Below are 19,913 nucleotides of genomic sequence, written 5' to 3' on the forward strand. Positions count from 1 at the left end.
GGGGTCGCCACCCCCCACAGGAGAGACCCCGGCCGCCGTCGGACACGGGCTCACTACGCCAGCGGCTTGCCCGTACTCTCCTCAGCGCCACCGCCTCGCAATGTGTTACGCGCCACGCCGCAACCGTTCGCGGGCCGCCGTTCCGCGCTCACCGCGGAGTCCGGATGCTGACGGTGGGCTACCGCATCCTTACGCACAGCGTGCTGCCGCCCCGCCTCTCCCTTCGGCATGGACGAGCGTGCACACTTGGCCTTAGCGTGCTGCTCGCGCCGCGCCGGGTGGACCGAACCCGGCAGTCGGGACGCGAAAATCCGGCGGCCGGGATGCTGACTCCCGGCAACGGCGCACAGCACAGACACCTTCGCGGAGTGGGGCGAGAGACGGGCGTGCAGGGGGACGACGCGGAGCTGACCGCTGCGGTGCAAGCGGCGCAGGAGGGGGACGAGTCCGCCTTCCGCACCGTCTACCGCTCGGTGCACCCGCGCCTGCTCGGCTACGTGCGCACGCTGGTGCCGGACGCCGACGCCGAGGACGTGGCCTCCGAGGCGTGGCTGCAGATCGCCCGCGACCTGCCCCGCTTCCACGGCGACGCGGACCGGTTTCGCGGCTGGGCGGCGCGGATCGCCCGCAACCGGGGGCTGGACCATCTGCGGATGCGCGGCCGCCGCCCCGCCGTCGGCGGTGACGAGAGCGAACTGACCGTCCTGCCGGCGGGCACCGACACGGCGGACGAGGCGCTGGAGGCGCTGGGGACCAGCAGCACGATGGCGCTCATATCGCAACTCCCGCGCGACCAGGCCGAGGCGGTCGTGCTGCGGGTGGTGGTCGGACTGGACGCCAAGAGCGCAGCCCAGGTGCTGGGCAAGCGCTCGGGTGCGGTGCGGACGGCCGCGCACCGCGGGTTGCGCAGGCTGGCGGAGCTGCTGGAGGAGCGGGCCCTGGGCCCTTCCGGCGACGCGGTCGACGGCGCGGGCGGGGCGGTGGCCGACGGCCCGGCCGGTGGCCCCGGCGGTCCGGGCTCCGGGTCCAGGCCGGGCGGTGGCACGGCGAAGGGCAGGACACGCGGCATGGCGCGCGGTGTGACGCATAAAGCCACCCGAACGCTGAGGGAAACGTGATGGCGGACGACCGGTACAGTTGGCTGGACGAAGAGACTGCGGAGCGCTTGCTGCGCGGCCTGCCGGTCGAAGCCTGTGAAGACGGCAGACCGGGTTCCGGTTCCGGACCGGCCCCCGAGGCGCGGGGTGCCGAGCTGGAGATCGGCTCGTCCGCCGAGCACGAACCCGCGGCCGGAGGGCGGGAATCCGACCCGGTCCAGGAGCACACGAACCCCGCTCCCGGAGAATCGGCGCAGGCGGACTCCGCTGCCGGCACCGGACGGTCGGGCCGAAGAGCCGGGGGCCGTCTCGATGTGCCCTCACCCGACTGGTTCCGCGAGGCCGACCGCCGTACGGCGGCCCGGCTCGCCGCAGCGCTGGACGAGCTCTCCGCCGCCCACAGCGCTCCCCCTCCCGCCGCACCCGGCACCACGCCGGTCGAACTCCCCGGCGAGGCCGCCGCGCTGGACGCCTTCCGTGCCGCCCGGCTCGCCGCCCGTTCCGGCGGCACCCCCTCGGCCGCGTCGGCGGGTGCGCTCGGCGGCGGTGGCGCGCTGGGCGGTGCCCGCAGCCGCACCCGGCACATCCTCACGGGCCGGCCCCTGCGGGCCGGATTCGCCGTCGCGCTGGCGGGCTGCGCACTCGGCGGGGTCGCGGTCGCGGCCGGAGCGGGCGTGCTGCCGACCCCGTTCTCGAGTGGCGACGCGCCTGCCGCCAGCGCTTCCCCGGCCGCCAGTTCCGGGACCGAGAGCCCGGAGGGGAGCGACGAAGGCGGTGCCGGTTCACCGGGCCGGGACAGCGCGGGCGAGCGGCACGGCGGCCGCGACCGGTCCACCCGGCCCGGCGGGGGCAGCGGTGAGGGCGGAGACGGCGGGGGCGCCGACGGGGGCAAGGGGAGCGGGCAGGAAGGCTCCTCCCGGGACCTCGCCGACGGCGGCACCGGTGGCGACCTGGGCGGCAACGGCCCGTGGAGGGACAGACCCGGCGGCACCTTCCCCAGCGCGGGCGGGCACCACGGCGGCCACGGCGGCTCCCGGAAGGAAGCCATCGCCGAGGCACTGTGCAGGGCGTACGCGGCGGACAAGCTGGAGACCGACGACCGCCGCAAGCTGGAACGCGCCGCGGGCGGCCGGGCCGTGGTGCGGAGGTTCTGCGCCCGGCACGGGGAAGGCGACAGCTCCGGCGGGGGCGGCGGAGAGAGTGCCGGCGGGGGCGGCGGGCAGAGCACCGGCTCCGGCGGCGGTTCGGGGGAGAGCGCCGGCGGTGGCGACGGCGGTGGGGACACCGGCGGTTCCGGTGCGAGCGGGGGCGGCGTGCCGTCCGAGCCCTCGGATCCGGCACCGAGCACGACGGCGACGACGCCCGCACCGACGCGGCGGTGACTTCGGCCGCACCGGCGCACCGGTGATCAGCCGTACCGGCGTCGCGGTGACCTCAGCCGCATCGACGCGGCAGTGACAGGCGCCACACGGTTCACCCGGCCGACGGTGTGACACTTTCGCCGGGCACGGCGCTGAAGAGAGTGAGCCGACTGGTCATCGGCGGCGCGGTAAGCCCGAGGTTCCCCCCGTACCTCTGGGTTCGCGCGATGGCGCGGGCGGGACACGTTCCCCCGGTCCCGCCCGCGCCCCCTCACTCCCTCGCTCTTCCCCGGCTGTTCGCACGGCGGCCCGGTGCGCGGGCGGGGCGTTCTGTCGGGCGGAGCGCGGTCACTTGTAGACCACGACCTTGTCGCCCGGGCGGATCTCCGCGAAGACCTTCGCGATCTTCTTCTTGTCCCGCACGTTCACGCACCCGTGGGACGCGCCCGCGTACCCGCGGGCGGCGAAGTCGGAGGAGTAGTGCACCGCTTGGCCCCGGCTGAAGAACATCGCGTAGGGCATCGGGCTGTCGTAGAGGGTCGAGCGGTGGTGCCGGCTCTTGAAGTCGACCTTGAACTGGCCCTCGCGGGTCGGTGTGTAGGCCGAGCCGAATCGCACGTCCATCGCCGTGCGCACCTTGCCGTCGACCATCCACGCGGCGGTGCGGCTCGTCTTGCTGATGCACAGCGCGCGCCCCGTGGTGCAGCGCGGGTCCGGAACGGCCAGTGGCCGGCTGGTGGGCGGGTGCAGTTCGGTGCGGGTGGGCTCGTGGGTGCGGGCCCGCAGCGCGCTCAGCACCGCGTCGGTGACCTTGCCGGTGCGGGGCATGCCGCGCCGCTGCTGGAACGCGGAGACCGAAGCGGCCGTCACCGGGCCGTAGTAGCCGGTCGGGTTGCGGTCGAAGTGGCCCAGTTGCCGCAGCCGCGCCTGGAGTTCGCGTACGTGCGCGCCGCGTGCGCCGGGTGCCATCCGCACCGTCTGCGCGGCCGGTCGCGCGGCCTTCGGCTGCTGCGGCCGGGTGGGCTGCGCGGGCCGGGCCGGTGCCGAGTGCTTCGACTGCGCGGGCGACGGGGCGGGCGGCGGCTTCCCCGCCGCCTTCTGCGGGGCCGTGGAGATCCGCACGGACGGGCCGCTCGCTCCTTCCTTCACCTCGCATGCGGCGAGCGCGCCCGCCGTCAGCAGCACCGCGGCCGAGACCGCCGCACCGCGCACGGCCGTTGCTCCCCTCCTGCGCATCCCCACCCCCGGAGGTTCGACAGGTGTACGCGTCCATCACTGCCCAGCGTGCCGCCCCGTGAACCCGCCGTCGCCGCTCGCCGCGGCGGGTGCCGCATCCGGTTTTGTTACTGGCGGGTTTAAAACCGGGTGCGGATCGGGGACAGTAGGCGCAGGCGTGACCGACGACCGACGAGCAGCCCGCGAGGTGTCCATGTCGACAGGAACCGGGACGGGGTCCGCCGAACAGCCGCAGCCCCGGCCCCAGCAGCCCCCGCCCGCCCCCGGAACCGGTGTCGGCGAGCCGGAGCCGCTGCCCGGACTCGCCCGTGCCGCCGCCGCCCTCGCAGCGGGGGAGACCACCTCCCGGGCGCTCACCGAGCGGGCGCTCGCCCGGATCGAGGCCACGCAGCCCACGCTGAACGCCTTCCGCAGAGTGCGCGCGGAGGCGGCGCTGGCCGAGGCCGACGCCGCCGACCGGGCCCGGGCGCAGGGCCGCGGCCGGCCGCTGCTGGGCGTCCCGGTCGCGGTCAAGGACGACACCGACGTGTGCGGGGAGCCCACCGCGTTCGGCTGCGCCGGGGACTTCCCCGCCAAGACCGCCGACGCGGAGGCGGTGCGCAGACTGCGGGCCGCCGGAGCGATCGTCGTCGGCAAGACCAACAGCCCCGAACTGGGGCAGTGGCCGTTCACCGAGGGCCGCGCCTTCGGTGACACCCGCAACCCCTGGAACACGGCCCACACACCCGGCGGTTCCTCGGGCGGTGCGGCAGCCGCCGTCGCCGCCGGGCTGGTGCCCGCGGCACTCGGTTCGGACGGCGCCGGATCGATCCGGATCCCCGCCGCCTGGACGCATCTCGTCGGTATCAAGCCCCAGCGGGGGCGCATCTCCACCTGGCCGGACCCCGAGGCGTTCAACGGCATCACCGTCCTCGGGCCGCTGGCGCGCACCGTCGAGGACGCCGCACTGCTGCTGGACGCCGCCGCGGGAAACCGGGAGGGCGATCTGCACCGGCCGCCGCCCGTGGACGTGCGCGGAGCGCTCGGCCGCGACCCCGGACGGCTGCGGATCGCGCTCTCCACCCGGTGGGCCTTCACCGCCACCCCGAAGCGGCTGGACCCCCGCGTCGACACCGCCGTGCGCGCCCTGGCCGAACGGCTCGCCGTACTCGGACACGAGGTGGAGGAAGCCGACCCGCACTACGGTCCGATCGGGCTGACGTTCCTCCCCCGCGCCACCGCGGGCATCCGCACCTGGGCGCAGCGCACCCCCGACCCCGCGCTGCTGGACCCGCGCACCCGCGCAGCCGCCCGCACCGGGCGGCTGCTGGGCGGCCCGCTGCTGCGCGCCGCCCGGGCCGCCGAGGAGCCGCTGCGCCGCCACGTGGGCCGGATCTTCCGCCGCTACGACGTCGTCCTCGCCCCCACCACCGCCACCCCGCCGCCCCGGATCGGCGATCTGGCCCGGCTGTCCAACTGGCAGACCGACCGCAGGATGATCGCCCACTGCCCGTACGCCTGGCCGTGGAACGTCCTCGGCTGGCCCGGCGTCAACGTCCCCGCCGCCGTGACCGAGCCGGACCGGCTGCCGCTGGGCGCCCAGCTCCTGGGCCCCGCCGACAGCGAACCCCTGCTGGTCTCCCTCGCCGCCCAGCTGGAGACCGACCAGCGCTGGTACGAACGGCGCCCCCCGGCGGTGTGAGCGGCCGGGCGCGTGGCGAGCGGGCCCTGCGCGGCGTCGGCGGCACCCGCCGGGTGCGCCTCCCGGCCGGGCCGTGGCCTCCGCCCAGGCTCTCTCCCCGGCACGGCGGATGTGCTCGGCAGGCCGATGCCGCGGGTGTCTGCCAGGGTGGGAGCAGTACCCGGCAGGCGCGCCGCACCGGGGAGGCCCCGCGGGGCCCGAGAGGTCCGGAGGGCGCGCGACGCACGAGGAGGGCCGGCATGCCGCTCAACCCCGCGCTCACCTACCGCGACCCCCGCGCCGCCCTCGACTTCCTGCAGGCCGCGTTCGGCTTCGAACCCGTCCGCGTCCACGAGGGCGACGACGGTTCGGTGGTCCACGCCGAACTGCGGTTCGGGGACGGCCTCGTGATGCTCGGCACCGCCCGCGACAGCGGTCTGATGGCCGGGCTGGGGCCCGGCGCCGTCTACGTCTCCGTACAGGACCCGGACGCGCACCACGCCCGCGCGGTGGAGGCGGGCGCGGAGATCGTGCTGCCACCCACCGACCAGGACTACGGCTCGCGCGAGTACGCCGCCAGGGACCCGGAGGGCAACCTGTGGTCCTTCGGCACCTACGTCGCCACGGCCTGACCCGCCGCGCCCTCGGCCGCCCCGGTGTGCAGCACCGCCGGATACGCCGCGACCTCCCGCGGGTCCCCGGTGACCAGGGCGAGGTATCCGTCCGGACGGACGAGGTAGAAGGTCCCGTTCCGGTAGGCGCCGGCCGGGGGGATCACGCGGGTGCGCACGTACGGGGGGAGGCCGCGAGGCGGCGCGGCGTCACCGACCGCGAGGAGGGTGGCGTGCGGCCCGCGGAGCAGGTCGAAGACCCGGCCGTGGCCGCCGGGCGCCGTCGCCTCGCGGCTTCCGGCGGCCGCGCCGCTGCTTCCGTGGGCCGCAGGGCCGCTTCCGCCGACCGGCAGGCGCGCGTCCGGTGCCCGGTCCCCGGGAGCCGGACCGCCGGGAAGGGGCACGGCCGGGTACCGCGTCAGCGGACTGTCCGGATAGCCGATCCCGAGCTGCCCGGTCTCGCCGCCCCGGCGCTCCGCCCGGCCGTGCAACCGGGTGGAGAGGCCGAGCACCCGTGCCGCGAGCGGTGCCCGCTCCTTCTCGTAACTGTCCAGCAGCGCCTCTCCGGCGTGCCCGTGGAGCACGAGTCCGAGCTTCCAGCCGAGGTTGTAGGCGTCCTGCACGCTGGTGTTGAGGCCCTGGCCTCCGGCGGGTGAGTGGATGTGTGCCGCGTCCCCGGCGAGGAGGACCCGGCCCCGGCGGAACCGGTCGGCCATGGCGGCGTTGACCCGGAACTGTGAGGCGTACAGCACCTCTTCGAGCTGTTCCGGGGCCAGGTCGGTCCGGGCGGCGAGCAGTCGGCGCAGGACGGGCGCGGGATCCTCCCCTTCGGCGGCGAGGGCCGCGCGCTGGGCGACGAGCTGGAAGGTGTCGGTGCCCGGCAGCGGGCACAGCGCGAGCGTGCCGTGTGCGTCGTCCTGCCAGGCGTGCCAGTGTCCCCGGTCGAGCCCCGGGATGCGGACGTCGGCCACGAGGGACGGCTCGGCGTCCACGCTCTCGCCCGTCATGCCGATGCCGAGCGCCGCGCGTACGGTGCTGCGGCCGCCGTCGCAGGCCACGGCATACCGGGTGCGGACGGTTTCGCCGGTGGAGAGCCGGGCCGTGACACCGTCCGGGTCCTGCGTCAGGTGCGTGACGCCCGCGCCGAACTCGACGTCGCCGCCCAGTTCCCGCAGCCGCGCATGCAGCAGTTCCTGGGTCCGCCACTGGGGGAGCATCCACACCTCGGCGTAGGGGGTGTCGTCGCGGGTCTCGGCGCGCTCGATGATGTCCCACTCCGCCGCGGGCAGGCCGGGGCGGCGGATGAGCATCCGCGGATACGGGCCGCCCGCTGCGCGCACCGCCGGTGCCAGGCCCAGATCGTCGAGGACCTCCATGGTGCGCGGCTGGATGCCCTTCCCCCGCGAGCCGCGTGCGAGCCGGTCGCGGCTCTCCACCACCCGCACCTCGATGTTCCGTCTGCGCAGGTCGCAGGCGAGTGCCAGGCCGGTCGGACCGGCGCCGACCACGAGCACCCCGGTACGCGGCGCGTTCCCGCCTCCCGCGGGCGTGTCCTTAACGTCGTTAAGTGCTGTCATGGGGCGACAATGCGCTTAACGGCGTTAAATTGTCAAGGTGCGGCGACGACGACGGCGATACGCTGGCGCATGTGGCGACGAAGAGACAGGCGGCCGACCAGGCAGCGGACGAAGCGGCAGCGGACGGGACGGTCCGCAAGCCGCCGCGTGCGGCGGCAGCCCCCGCACGGAGGACCGCGGCCCCCCGGCTGGACCGGACCCAGGTCGCCGAAGCCGGGCTGCGGCTGCTGAACGAGACGGGCCTGGAGCAGCTCAGCCTGCGCCGCATCGCCACCGAACTGAACGTCAAAGCGCCCGCGCTCTACTGGCACTTCGCCAGCAAACAGGCCCTGCTGGACGAGATGGCCACCGTCATGACACGCGAACTGCGCGACCTCGCAGCCCCGGCATCCGGGACGGCCTCCTGGGACGAGTGGTTCGCCGAGAGCCTGCGGCTGCTGCGGCGTACGCTGCTGCGCTACCGGGACGGGGCGAAAGTCTTCAGCGGCACGCGGCTGACCACCACCGAGCACGCCGAGGGCCAGGAACGCTACCTGCGGATGATGACCGAGGCGGGTTTCAGCGTGAACGCCGCTGCCCGCGCATTCTTCACCGCCTTCAGCTACACCGTCGGCTTCGTCATCGAGGAACAGGCCGTTCAGCCCTTCCCCGACGAACGCGCCCCCGGCTACGACCCCGACGAGCGCGCCGCGCGCATGGTGGGACACCCGCTGGCCGCGCAGATCAGCGCGGAGCTGTTCACGGACTTCGATGCACGCTTCGAGGAAGGGCTCCAGGCCGTGATCGCCGGGCTGCGCGCCACCGTGCTCGCCGGCGACGCCGCCGGGCGGTGAACCGAGGCCGCCGCACGGCCCGGCGCGAGCACGCGGCCAGCCCCTCCTCCGGCGCCGCCCCGGCCCCGCCCGCCCCCCCCCACGGCCCGGACTCAGCCCAGAGCCGCTCGCTTGAGCGCCCGCGCCCGGCGGGCGACCCGGCGCACCACACGGTTGCGGGGGACGAAAGCGAACTGGCGGGGCACCGCGCCGGGCAGCGCCAGCACGGTCAGCCGGCGCCGCGTGAAGTAGCGGCGGGTCGCCGGGGACGACCGCTCCGCCAGGAAGCGCTCCGCCTCCGGACGCAGCCCCGGGAGCACCCGCGGCTGCATGCAGAACCCGACAGCGCGCACCAGCGCCGCCAACTCGCCGCGCGGAAGCGGGGCGGAGCCGACCTGCGAACCGTCCTCCAGATCCGGCAGCAGCGCGTCCACCAGCGTCAACGGCACCCGCTCGGCGCTCTCGTAGGGCGCGAGCCGCTCCAGCAGCGGGCCGGTACCGGCCCGCACCACGGGCAGTCCGTAGAGCGCCGACGCCGACAGCAACGCCGTCGAACAGCAGCCCACCACCAGGGCCGGGCGCATCCCCTCGTACAGCACCTCCGCCGGGATCAGCGGATCCGCCACCGTCAGCGCGACACCGAGCTCGCCCGCCTCCTTCTCGACGGCGCGCGGCAGGCCGGCGGGCGCGGCCGGATGCGGCTTGAGCACCAGCTCGCGGTGGCCGCGCGCCGCGGCCCCGCGCAGCATCCGCACCTGGAGCCACTCCTCCTCGTCCGGGGAGAGCAGCTCCGGCGCGGCCGGCGACGGACCCAACAGCAGCGCCGCACCCCGCGGCACGAAGGCCACCGAAGGCGGCGCCTCCTCCGCGAGTTCGGCCACCACCGCACGGAACGCCTCGGCCGGGACGGGCTCGGACAGCACGCCGAACTCCGACAGCAGCAGCGGCGCCAGACCGGGCACCAGATCCAGGTGGAGCAGCCGGCGCACCCGGGTGCCCACCAGCGGATCCAGCTTGCCGCCGGTGGGACCGTAGCCCGTCAGCCCGCCCGCGAACGCTTCGATCGGCGCGTCCGCGAACAGCTGCGCCACCGCCGCCCCGGGCTCATCCTGGAGCGTGTCCAGCACGAGCGTGACCTCGTCCTCGGGGCCGTCCCCCAGGTTCCACATCCGGCGCAGATACCGCTCCCACAAGGGGGCGTCGTCCGCGCGCGGCGACCAGCCCGCCGGGTGCAGCGGCCGGATCGTCTCGTTCCACGACAGCACCCGGTCGAACCGGCCGCGCAGCCGCTCGAAACCCGGTGCGGTCTCCAGCGGCGGCGCCGTCTCGGGAGTCGCCGCGTTGTTGCTGACCAGCAGCAGCCGCTGGTCGGCCGGCTCGAAGCAGCCCGCGTCGAGCGCCGCCGCCAGGGCGGCGGCGCCGTACAGGGAGCCGACGAGGAACACCTGCGTCCGCATCAGGCCACCGCTCCCTTGTCGCGCGCGCCGGAACCGGCGGCTTCGGTGGTGTGCGCACCCGGGTCGACCGCCTCCGGGGCGTCGCCCGCCGCGCGTCCGGGCCGGGCCGGGCGCCTGAGCAGCCGCCGCAGCCGGACGGACCGTTCGCTGTCCATCGAGTCCAGCGCCTCCGACAGCAGCCCGGCGGGCAGCCGCCCGAGCGCCGCCGCGCTTTTCGTCCGCAGCGTGCGCGCCACCGCGGGTTCGAACGTGTCACTCGTCAGATGGTGCGAGACGAGCGCGCAATAGGTGCGCACCGCCTTGGGCAGCAGCAGCTCGGCGTCCCGGTCCCGCGCGGTCTCCTCGACCACCTGGTCGAAGGCGCGGAGGAAGTCGAGTTGCCGCACGTCCCCGATCCGGGTCAGCGAGGAGGCGACCCCGCGCCGGTAGAAGACCCCCAGCAGCCCGACCGCGGCGAACGAGCGCGCCTCGCGGTGCAGCCGCCAGATCCAGGGCCGGTCCTCGGCCGTGCGCAGCCCGTCGGTGAAGTGCAGCAGCCCCTCGTCCAGCAGCCTGCGGTGGTAGATCCCCGCCCAGGCGTAGGCGTAGTCCACGGAGGTGCTGCGGGTCGCCGGCAGGATCGCCGCACGCGGATCCTCCACCACCCCCCGCCGGCCGTGCGGCACCCGGGCCAGGGTGCGCGAGCGCCCCGTGCACCGGACGTGGTCGGTGCGCACGAAGTCGCAGCCCAGCCGCTCGATACAGGCCACCAGCCGTGGATAGTGGCCGGGCGCCAGCCAGTCGTCCCCGTCCAGGAACGTGACGAACTCGCCGCTCGCCCGGTCCAGCCCCGAATTGCGGGCCGTCGCCAGACCGGCGTTGCGCATGTGCCGGACCCGGACCACCTGCGCCACGTCCCGGAGCCTCTTTTCGGCCCGCTCCAGAATGTCCGGCGTCCCGTCCCGGGAGGCGTCGTCGACCAGAACGAACTCGAAATCCCGGCGGGCGTTCGCCCGGAGACTCCGGAGCGTTTCCGGGGCGTATGACTGCACGTTGTAGAACGGCACGATGACGGAGAGCTTGACCACCCGAAGGACCCTAGGGTTCACGTCCCGCCCCGTCTTGACCTGCGGCGGACCCGTGAGTGAACGGCGCGTGGCCGGATGGTGAACGGGCCTTTCCCGCCGCCGCGTTGGGTATTCGTCGGTGTGCTGTTAACCGGCTGTTGCCGTCGCGTTGGGCCGCCTTCCGGAATCCCTTCCTAGCGTCGGAGACGTGCCCTCACGAGAAATCCCCTCCGCACCGAACACCCCGGCCGCGCCGACCGGAACCGCCCCCGGCGAGCGGTCTGCGCCCCGCCGGGTGGTCGTCCTCGCGGATTCCGACACCCGGTGGAAATGGGGTGTCCTGACCGCCCGCAGACTGGCCCCCGAGGCCGCCGTCGACGGGCTGCTGCTGCGCGGCCGCGCCACACCCACACCGCGCCAGCTCGCCGAGGTCGGCGTCGCCGTCGACTCCCTCCGTGAGGTCACGACCGCCGAATTCCTCCGCGCCGCCACCACGCCCGGCGCCTACGACATGGTCGTCCTCGCATGCGTCGGCGGCGCCGTGCAGGCCATGCTGCACGGGCTGCGGCGGGCCGCGGCCGACGGGGCCGCAGCCGCTGCGGAGGGGGCCGCCGGCGCAGCCGCGGCGGGGAGCGGAGCGGACGGCGAGCTGTCCGCGCGGCGCCCCGTGGTCGTCACCGGCTACGTCGGCGTCGTCTACGAGAAGCTCACCGACGGACTGCTGCTGCGGCACGGTGCCGACCTCGTCCTCGCCAACTCGCCCTTCGACGCCGAGCGGTTCCGCGTGGTCTACGAGGGCGTGGGCGCCGACGCCGGAAGCGTGGCCGAGTGCGCGCTGCCGTTCCTGGAGGGGACGGCGGCACCCGCCCCGGCCGAGACCGGCGACGGGCCGTTCACCGTGGTCTTCGCCGTGCAGCCCTCCGTCCCGGCCGGCCGCGCCGACCGCGCCTACCTGCTGCGCCGGGCCGTGCAGCACGCGCTGCGCCACCCCGAACGCGAGGTGCTGATCAAACTGCGCAGCAAGCCCGGTGAGCACACCACGCACATCGAGGAGCTGCCTTACCAGAAGCTCGCCCGCAAACTGCCCGGCGGACGCGACGGCGCGCACGGCGGGCTGCCGCCCAACTGCCGCCTCGTCTACGGGAACATGGGAGAGATCCTGGACCGGGCGCGGCACACCGGCGGCCTGCTGGTGACGGTCAGCTCGACCGCAGCCCTCGAATCCCTGCACCGCGGCGTACCCACCGCCGTCCTCACCGACCTCGGCGTCCGCGAAGCCCTGGGCAACCACTACTTCACCGGCTCAGGCTGCCTGGCCTCCTGGGACGAACTCGACGACGGCCTGCTCCCGGAAGCCGACGAGAAGTGGGCGCTGCGGCAGGGCGTACGCGGCGGCGACGGCTTCGCCGCGGCCCGCGACCGGGTCACCCGCCTGGTCGGCCGCGCGGCGAGCGGCGGACTGCCGCCCCTCGCGCCGTACTACACCGTCCGCACCGCACCCGGCTACCTGCCCGGCATCCTGCGGCGCTACGGGCTCGCACCGGACGGATCACCGGGCGCCGGAAGCTCCGCCGAGGCAGCCGACGGTCTCGGCGCCGCCGGTCGCGGTGCCGTCCGGCGCGTCGTCCGCGAAGCGGCCCGGGGCGCCTACCGGCACGGAGTCCAGCGCGTCGCCCCGCTGATCCGGAAGGCGGGCGAACTGTGACCGAGCCGCCTCGCGACGCCGCCTCGTCCGGTGCTCGTCCCGTGCCGTCGTCCGGTGCTCCCGTGCCGCCGACTGCGCCGCAGACCTCCTCGCCGTCCGCGCCGCCGCGTGCGCCCGATGGCGCCGCCCCGTCCGCATCCTCGCCTCACCCAGGAGCCAGCATGTCCCCAGCCCCCGCCGTGCTCGCGGTGATACCCGCCCGGGGCGGGTCGAAGGGCGTGGCCGCCAAGAACCTCGCACCGGTCGCGGGCGTTCCGCTCGTCGCCCGCGCAGCACGCGAGTGCCTGGCCGCGCGGAACGTCACCGACGTCGTCGTCTCCACCGACGACCCCGCCATCGCCGAGGCGGCCCGCTCCGCCGGAGCCGAGGTCGTCGACCGGCCCGCCGACCTGGCCGGCGACCTGGCCAGCAGTGAGACCGCCGTCCTGCACGCCATGGACGTCTACGAGGAGCGGCACCGGCGACCGCTGCAGACCGTGCTGCTCGTGCAGTGCACCAGCCCCTTCCTGGTGCGGGAGGACGTCGAGCAGGTGGCCGCGGCCGTCATCGAGGAGGGCGCGGACAGCGCCCTGGCCGTGGCGCCGTTCCACGGCTTCGTCTGGCGCGACGGCGACACCCCGGCGGCCGGGTCCGGTGACGTCCCGGCAGGCCTCTCCGGCGACGGCCCCGGTGCTGCCTCCGGCGCGGTGGGGGCTTCCGGCGCCGACGGCGGCGCGTACGGCGTCAACCACGACCGGGCCGTACGCCCCCGGCGCCAGGACCGGCCCGAGGACCTGCTGGAGACCGGCGCCGCCTACGCCATGGACGCCATGGGGTTCCGCGAGTCCGGCCATCGGTTCTTCGGGCGGACGGCCGTCGTCCGCACCGACCCGGCCCGCGTCCTGGAGGTCGACGACCCGCACGACCTCGCCCGAGCCCGCCTGCTGGCGCCGCTGCTGGACGCGCACCGCGACGGTCCGGGCGCGCTGCCGACGCGGGAGGACGTGGACGCCGTCGTACTGGACTTCGACGGCACACAGACCGACGACCGCGTCTACATCGACGCCGAAGGGCGGGAGACCGTCGCCGTCCACCGCGGAGACGGGCTCGGCATCGCCGCGCTGCGCCGCGCGGGCCTGGAGGTGCTGATCCTCTCCACCGAGACCAACCCGGTCGTGGCGGCCCGCGCCGCCAAGCTGCGGCTGCCGGTGCTGCACGGCATCGACCGCAAGGACCTGGCGCTCAAACAGTGGTGCGAGGAGCGGGGGATCGCGCCCGAGCGGGTGCTGTACGCGGGCAACGACGCGAACGACCTGCCGTGCTTCGCGCTCGCCGGATGGCCCGTCGCCGTCGCGGACGCCCACGACGTGGTGCGGGCCGCCGCCCGTGCCGTCACGACCCGCGGCGGGGGAGCGGGAGCGGTCCGCGAGATCGCGGGGTGGTTGGTGGGGGCCGAGCTGTGAGGGCCGAGCTGTGAGGGGGGTGGGGCGCAGGCTCCTCGCCTTGGTTGGGCCCACCCACAAAGGAAGCCCGCCGGAGCCCCGACGCCCCCCCACCCGCCGCCTCCTGACCAGCGCAAACCCTACCCGGACCGGCGCCCCCGGCACCCCGTGCAGCGCCTGACGACCTTTTGCACACACCACAGAAAGAAACTCCCGGAAATGGTGAACATGACGAGCAACGCCCAGCACATCGACGCCCGCCGCGACCTCCACGGAGCTTCCCGCATCCGCACCCTCGGCACCCGGACGGTCGGCCCCGGCCACCCCGTCTACGTCACCGGTGAGATCGGCATCAACCACAACGGCGACCTGGACAACGCCTTCGCCCTCATCGACGCCGCCGCGGAGGCGGGCTGCGACGCGGTCAAGTTCCAGAAGCGGACTCCGGAGATCTGCACCCCGCGCGACCAGTGGGACCTGGAGCGGGACACCCCGTGGGGCCGCATGACGTACATCGACTACCGGCACCGGGTCGAGTTCGGCGAGGACGACTACCGTGCCATCAGCGAGCACTGCGCCGAGCGCGGCATCGACTGGTTCGCTTCTCCGTGGGACGAGGAGGCCGTCGCCTTCCTGGAGAAGTTCGACGTACCCGCGCACAAGGTGGCGTCGGCTTCTCTCACCGATGACGACCTGCTGCGCGCGCTGCGCGCCACCGGGCGGACCGTCATCCTCTCCACCGGCATGTCCACGCCGCAGCAGATCCGGCACGCGGTGGAGGTGCTGGGCAGCGAGAACATCGTGCTCTGCCACGCGACCTCCACCTACCCTGCCAAGGCGGAGGAGCTGAACCTCCGGGTGATCCACAGCCTGCAGGACGCCTACCCGAACGTCCCGATCGGCTACAGCGGCCACGAGACGGGTCTGCAGACCACGCTGGCGGCGGTCGCTCTCGGTGCCGTCTTCGTCGAGCGGCACATCACTCTCGACCGCGCCATGTGGGGCTCCGACCAGGCGGCTTCCGTGGAGCCGCAGGGCCTCCAGCGTCTGGTGCGGGACATCCGCACCATCGAGGAGTCCCTGGGCGACGGCGTGAAGAAGGTGTACGACAGCGAGCTGGCGCCGATGCGCAAGCTGCGCCGCGTCAAGGGTGTCGTGGCCGAGGGTGCCCAGGCCGCGGAGGAGACGGGGACCCGCGAGCCGGTCACGGTCTGAGGCGGACGGGCACCGCCTGTACGGGCACCGGCCCGTACAGGCCCAGGCCCCAGGCCCCAGGCCCCAGGCCCAGGCTCAGACCCCAGACCCCAGCCCGAGACCGCCCCGGACCAGGACCAGGCTCCGGCTTCGGCTCCGGCCAGAACCACACACCCTCCTCGGCCGGCACAGCACAGCGGGCCCGCACCCCGCACGCCCCGCACCCCCCCGACCCCGCACAGCGGAACGGAGCGTATGCGCACATGTCCCGTAGCCGCTCCGCATCAGGAGCGATGAGCCCTTCCGGCCCCGCAGCACATGCCTCGGCCCGCTCCGCCGCCGACCGCGCCCCGGACCGTGCCTCCGGCCGGGGGCCGGGTCCGGCGGTCCGGGCCGCTGCCGACCCCGGGGGCGGAGCCAACCCCGGGACGCGGGACGGGGCTCTCGCTTTCGTCGAGAGCCCCGTCCAGCTCCTCAACGTGCTGGAGTGGGCGCACAACCATCCGGCTCCCGGCGCCGTGAGTCCGCTCGCTCTCGTCGTGCTGCCCCCGCACGATCCGATGACCCGCGGCCAGTTGCGCCGGATGGCCGAGCTGGCCCGCGACGAGGGGGTCACGGTGAGCTGGCAGGAGGCCAGGGACGGCGTGGGCGGCGCGCTCAGCAGCCTGCTCGCGCTGGCCCGCAGGGCGCGCAGGGCCCGGACCCTGGTGATCGGCGACCCCTTCTCGCGGTACGTGCAGCTGCTGCTGGCTCTGACACCCGCGCGCGCCGAGCGGCGGATCACGGTGGTGGACGACGGTACGGCCACCATGGAGTTCGTCTCCCAGCTGGCACAGGGGGAGCGCTTCGTACGGTGGCATCGGCGCGGGGTGCGGGGAGGGGTGCGCGGAGTGCTGTTCGCGCCGGTCTCGCGCCGGGCGCGGCGCCGTCTCACCCCGCGTCGGGACGGTTCCCGCCCGGTCGAGGTGTTCAGCTCGATGCCGGTGGAGCCGCCCGAGAACGTGACCGTGACGGCGAACGAGTTCGCCTGGACCCGCGCCCGGTTCGGTCCGCCGCGTCTGACCCGGGGCGCCGATCTGGTGGGTACCTCGCTCGTGGAGACCGGTGTGGTGGACACCGAGCGGTATCTGGAGGCGGTCGCCTCGCTGGCCCGTGCCTACGGTGCCACCCGGTACTTCGCCCACCGCCGGGAGAGCAGCGAGAAGCTTCAGCAGGTGACGGCCGCCACCGGGTTGGAGATCGTCCGCCCGGATCTGCCGCTCGAACTGGTCGCCCGCCGCGGTCCTGTCGGCAGGACCATTCTGAGTTTCCCCTCCACTGTCGTCCACACCCTTCCGCTGGCGCTCGCGGGCACGGCGGTGACCGTGGCGGTGTGCGACGTCGACCCCGCCTGGCTCACCCGTACCGCTTCGCCGCGTGCCCAGGGCTTTCTCGCGGGTGTCACGGGGACGGCCCGGGGGGTGCGCAGGGTCCCCTCGGCGCTGCCCACTCCACCGGGCCGGAGCGCATGAGTCCGCGGCGGCACCGCTGCGCTGTGCGGCGGCACCGCCGCGCAGGCCACGGTGGCACCGCCGCGCGCCCCTGCCCGTGCCGCTGCTCTCCCTCCCGGCCTACCGCGGAGGCGACACCGGAAAATTTCGCAGGTATACCCAACCGCATAGGGACATAACCGCCGCCCAGCCTAGATTTTCTTCCCCTGAGAGGTTGAACTTTGCTGGATCTCTAGTCAGTTGCGGTGTCAAGGGGCCTACTCTTCGGACCATGAACGAACTCCTGTCCCCTGCAGCACCGGAGGTAGACGCACGCGGGGCCGCCGGCGTACTTCCCGAGCTGCCCGGCCGGCTGACCGATCCCCTCCGCCGTGAGCTCATCGCCTTCCGTCGCGATCTCCATATGCACCCAGAGCTGGGCAACCAGGAGTTCCGCACGACCACGGCGATCAAGACCCGGCTGGAGCGCGCCGGGCTGCGCCCCCGGGTGCTGGCCATGGGCACCGGCTTGATCTGCGACATCCACCCCGAGCCCGCGCCGGGCGCCGAGCAGCAGGCCGCCGGCCGGGAAGCCGCCGAGCCGGCGGCCGCCGCGGTGCCGCAGGCGGCGGGTCCCGCGCACGCGACCCCGCCCATGCTGGCCCTGCGCGCGGACATCGACGCACTGCCGATCCCGGACACCAAGGAGGTGCCCTACCGTTCGACGGTGCCCGGCCGGGCCCACGCCTGCGGGCACGACGTGCACACCACCGTCGTGCTCGGCACCGGCCTGGTGCTGGCGGAGCTGGCCAAGGCGGGTGCCCTGCCCCGTCCGGTGCGGTTGCTGTTCCAGCCGGCCGAGGAGGTGCTGCCCGGAGGTGCCGCCGATGCGGTGGAATGCGGAGTGCTGGACGGCGTCGGCTCGATTCTGGCCGTGCACTGCGACCCGCGGGTCGACGCGGGCCGGATCGGGCTGCGTGCCGGGCCGATCACTTCGGCCTGCGACCGGCTGGAGGTGGTGCTCAGCGGCGCCGGCGGCCACACCGCGCGGCCGCATCTGACCACCGACCTGGTGACGGCGGCGGCGAAGCTGGCCACCGAGGTGCCGGCGCTGCTGGCCCGGCGGGCGGACGCGCGCTCCGGCCTGTCGCTGACCTGGGGCCGGATCGAGTCCGGGCACGCGCCGAACGTGATCCCGCAGCGCGCGGAGCTCTCCGGCACGCTGCGCTGCCTGAATCTGCCGACCTGGCGGGAGGCTCCGGATCTGGTGCACGAGGCCGTCGACGAGGTGGCGACGCTGCACCGGGCCAAGTGCGAGCTGACCTATGTGCGCGGGGTGCCGCCGGTGGTCAACGAACCGTCCGCGACGGCGCTGCTGCGGGAGGCGATGGCGGCCCGCTCGGGCGCGGCGTCCGTGGAGACGACGGAGCAGAGCCTGGGCGGGGAGGACTTCTCCTGGTACCTGGAGCACGTCCCCGGCGCGATGGCCCGGCTCGGGGTGCGGCCCGTCGGCGACCGCCGCAGTCGTGATCTGCACCAGGGCGATTTCGACGCGGACGAGTCCGCTATCACCACCGGCGTCGAACTGTTCACCGCCGCCGCGCTGCTGCACCGTTCGTAGCCCTGTCCGCCCGGAGCCGGCGACCCGCCCGCCCGGAGGCCGCGACCCGGCCGCCCGGACCGGCGAACCGAGGTCCGGAACGCCCTGACGGACTCCGGCGCCACCGCGCCACCCTGCCGCTCGGCCGACCCGCGCCACCCGCGCCGCTGTGCCGCCCCGCGCCACCCGCGCCGCTGTGCGGCCCCGCGCCGCTGACCCCATCCGCCGCACCACTCCTGCGCTCGGCCGGCCCCCGCGGAGCGCACCACCCGCTGCCCGGCGGTACCCCAGGGCGGCGGCCGGCCGCGGGGTGCCGCCGGGCAGTGGTCCTGCACGGTGCCGCGCATTTCGCCCTTACCCCGGGACACGGGAAATTCTGCACCGCCACAAAAGGGTCAAAAGCGTACATCAGGGCGCCGTTCGCGACGATCCGATAACAGCGGTTCCCGTCTTCTTCTGCTGGAAATCTACGCGCGTTAATCTGTGGCCGTCTCAAGGGCCGGAACCCGAACTGCGGGGCCGGAACCGGTGCTCCACGATTCGAAGGGGACCCTGTTGCTTCGGGTAACAAAGCTGGCTGCGGCGGTCACGGCCACCGCGGCTCTCGCACTGACGGCCACCGCGTGCGGTGAGAGCTCTACGGAGTCGGGTGGCAAGAAGAACAAGGGCGTCGGACTCGCTTTCGACGTCGGCGGTCGGGACGACCACTCGTTCAACGAGGCGGCGGCCCGCGGCACGGACAAGGCCGAGAAGGAACTCGGCGTCAAGACCAAGGAGATGACCGCCGGCAACAACGAGACGGAGGAGACCCGCGAGCAGCGGCTCACCTCGCTCGCGAAGGCGGGTTACAACCCGGTCATCGGCGTCGGCTTCAACTACGGCAAGTCGGTCAACAAGGTGGCCAAGGACTTCCCCGACACCACCTTCGGTGTGGTGGACGAGCAGTCCCACGCCAAGAACGTCGTCGGGATGACCTTCGCCGAGAACGAGGCTTCCTACCTGGTCGGCGTGGCCGCTGCCAAGAAGACCAAGACGGACAAGGTCTCCTTCATCGGCGGCGTGGACAACGCGCTGATCCAGAAGTTCGAGGCGGGCTACGTCAAGGGCGTCAAGGACACCGACCCGAAGATCAAGGTCGAGGTCGACTACCTGTACAAGGAGTCCGACAAGGGCTTCAACGACCCCGCGCGGGCCAAGAACATGGCCAAGGGCATGCTCTCCCGCGGCAACGACGTGATCTACACGGCGGCGGGCCAGTCCGGCGCCGGCTCCATCGAGGAGATCAGCAAGAAGAAGGGCGCCTGGGCCATCGGGGTCGACTCCGACCAGTACCGGCAGAAGGGCCTGGGCAAGTACAAGGACGCGATCCTGACCTCCTCGGTCAAGAACGTCGACGTGGCCGTCTTCGAGCTGATCAAGAGCGTCAAGGACGGCAAGCCGCTCACCGGCAACCAGACCTTCTCGCTCAAGGAGAAGGGTGTCTCGGTCGCCACCTCCGGTGGCTTCATCGACGACATCAAGGACGACATCGACAAGGCCACCGAGAAGATCACCTCCGGTGAGGTCAAGGTTCCGACCCGCCCGTGACCCGGTGGAGGCGGCACCGTACGCAGCCCGGCGCGCAGCCGCGGCGCGTACGGTGCCGCCCCCGTCCGCCTCGTCGAGGC

The 19,913-nt window shown here is 74.3% G+C and carries 15 protein-coding genes; 11 read left to right on the plus strand and 4 right to left on the minus strand.

Features of this window, described 5'->3' with window-relative positions:
* The first annotated feature begins 386 nt into the window (after positions 1 to 386).
* Both ACFYNS_RS29260 and ACFYNS_RS29265 read left to right on the plus strand, forming a co-directional pair.
* Positions 387 to 1,118, plus strand: coding sequence for an RNA polymerase sigma factor (locus ACFYNS_RS29260; RefSeq protein ID WP_075002098.1), 732 nt, complete (start codon positions 387 to 389; stop codon positions 1,116 to 1,118).
* Positions 1,118 to 2,479, plus strand: a complete 1,362-nt coding sequence (locus tag ACFYNS_RS29265; protein WP_360299092.1) for a hypothetical protein — start codon at positions 1,118 to 1,120, stop codon at positions 2,477 to 2,479. Before ACFYNS_RS29260 ends, ACFYNS_RS29265 begins: the two co-directional genes overlap by 1 nt.
* Before the next feature lie 327 nt (positions 2,480 to 2,806).
* Here ACFYNS_RS29265 and ACFYNS_RS29270 read toward each other — a convergent pair whose 3' ends face one another.
* Complete coding sequence (locus ACFYNS_RS29270) at positions 2,807 to 3,694, minus strand: L,D-transpeptidase family protein (protein WP_360299109.1); 888 nt, start codon at positions 3,692 to 3,694, stop codon at positions 2,807 to 2,809.
* Between the two features lie 193 nt (positions 3,695 to 3,887).
* On the opposite strand from ACFYNS_RS29270, the gene ACFYNS_RS29275 reads away from it, so the two are divergent.
* Positions 3,888 to 5,375 (plus strand): amidase, encoded by a 1,488-nt coding sequence (locus ACFYNS_RS29275; RefSeq protein WP_366774615.1) that lies wholly within the window; start codon positions 3,888 to 3,890, stop codon positions 5,373 to 5,375.
* 239 nt (positions 5,376 to 5,614) lie between these two features.
* The gene (locus ACFYNS_RS29280; RefSeq protein ID WP_366774614.1) at positions 5,615 to 5,986 is read left to right on the plus strand and encodes a VOC family protein; all 372 of its coding nucleotides are present in this window, start codon (positions 5,615 to 5,617) and stop codon (positions 5,984 to 5,986) included.
* On the opposite strand, the gene ACFYNS_RS29285 is transcribed toward ACFYNS_RS29280, so the two are convergent.
* Entirely contained in the window at positions 5,968 to 7,542 is a 1,575-nt protein-coding gene (locus ACFYNS_RS29285) for an FAD-dependent monooxygenase (RefSeq protein ID WP_366774613.1), read from the minus strand. The two genes, ACFYNS_RS29280 and ACFYNS_RS29285, sit on opposite strands and share 19 nt — an antisense overlap.
* A gap of 71 nt (positions 7,543 to 7,613) precedes the next feature.
* On the opposite strand from ACFYNS_RS29285, the gene ACFYNS_RS29290 reads away from it, so the two are divergent.
* A complete protein-coding gene (locus tag ACFYNS_RS29290; RefSeq protein ID WP_388605805.1) occupies positions 7,614 to 8,375 on the plus strand; it encodes a TetR/AcrR family transcriptional regulator C-terminal domain-containing protein in 762 nt (253 codons plus the stop codon).
* 92 nt (positions 8,376 to 8,467) lie between these two features.
* On the opposite strand, the gene ACFYNS_RS29295 is transcribed toward ACFYNS_RS29290, so the two are convergent.
* Together ACFYNS_RS29295 and ACFYNS_RS29300 are read right to left on the minus strand one after the other, a co-directional pair.
* The gene (locus ACFYNS_RS29295) at positions 8,468 to 9,811 is read right to left on the minus strand and encodes a polysialyltransferase family glycosyltransferase (protein ID WP_388605806.1); all 1,344 of its coding nucleotides are present in this window, start codon (positions 9,809 to 9,811) and stop codon (positions 8,468 to 8,470) included.
* On the minus strand, positions 9,811 to 10,878 hold the full coding sequence (locus ACFYNS_RS29300; protein WP_366774611.1) for a glycosyltransferase family 2 protein: 1,068 nt from the start codon (positions 10,876 to 10,878) through the stop codon (positions 9,811 to 9,813). The genes ACFYNS_RS29295 and ACFYNS_RS29300 overlap by 1 nt, the downstream gene beginning before the upstream one ends.
* A gap of 202 nt (positions 10,879 to 11,080) precedes the next feature.
* Here ACFYNS_RS29300 and ACFYNS_RS29305 point away from each other — a divergent pair, with 202 nt between their 5' ends.
* The 6 genes from ACFYNS_RS29305 (at position 11,081) to ACFYNS_RS29330 (ending at position 19,833) form a co-directional block, all read left to right on the plus strand.
* Entirely contained in the window at positions 11,081 to 12,562 is a 1,482-nt protein-coding gene (locus tag ACFYNS_RS29305) for a DUF6716 putative glycosyltransferase (protein WP_388605835.1), read from the plus strand.
* Positions 12,563 to 12,723: 161 nt separating this feature from the next.
* Positions 12,724 to 14,004 (plus strand): cytidylyltransferase domain-containing protein, encoded by a 1,281-nt coding sequence (locus ACFYNS_RS29310; protein ID WP_388605808.1) that lies wholly within the window; start codon positions 12,724 to 12,726, stop codon positions 14,002 to 14,004.
* A 207-nt stretch (positions 14,005 to 14,211) separates the two neighbouring features.
* Entirely contained in the window at positions 14,212 to 15,198 is a 987-nt protein-coding gene (locus ACFYNS_RS29315; protein WP_366774622.1) for an N-acetylneuraminate synthase family protein, read from the plus strand.
* Between the two features lie 272 nt (positions 15,199 to 15,470).
* Positions 15,471 to 16,688 (plus strand): hypothetical protein, encoded by a 1,218-nt coding sequence (locus tag ACFYNS_RS29320; protein WP_388605809.1) that lies wholly within the window; start codon positions 15,471 to 15,473, stop codon positions 16,686 to 16,688.
* A gap of 250 nt (positions 16,689 to 16,938) precedes the next feature.
* A complete protein-coding gene (locus tag ACFYNS_RS29325; protein WP_388605811.1) occupies positions 16,939 to 18,267 on the plus strand; it encodes an amidohydrolase in 1,329 nt (442 codons plus the stop codon).
* Positions 18,268 to 18,801: 534 nt separating this feature from the next.
* Positions 18,802 to 19,833, plus strand: a complete 1,032-nt coding sequence (locus ACFYNS_RS29330; RefSeq protein WP_360695466.1) for a BMP family ABC transporter substrate-binding protein — start codon at positions 18,802 to 18,804, stop codon at positions 19,831 to 19,833.
* Positions 19,834 to 19,913 lie beyond the last annotated feature (80 nt).

Source organism: Streptomyces sp. NPDC006925 (genome assembly GCF_042869575.1).
Taxonomy (GTDB): Bacteria; Actinomycetota; Actinomycetes; order Streptomycetales; family Streptomycetaceae; genus Streptomyces.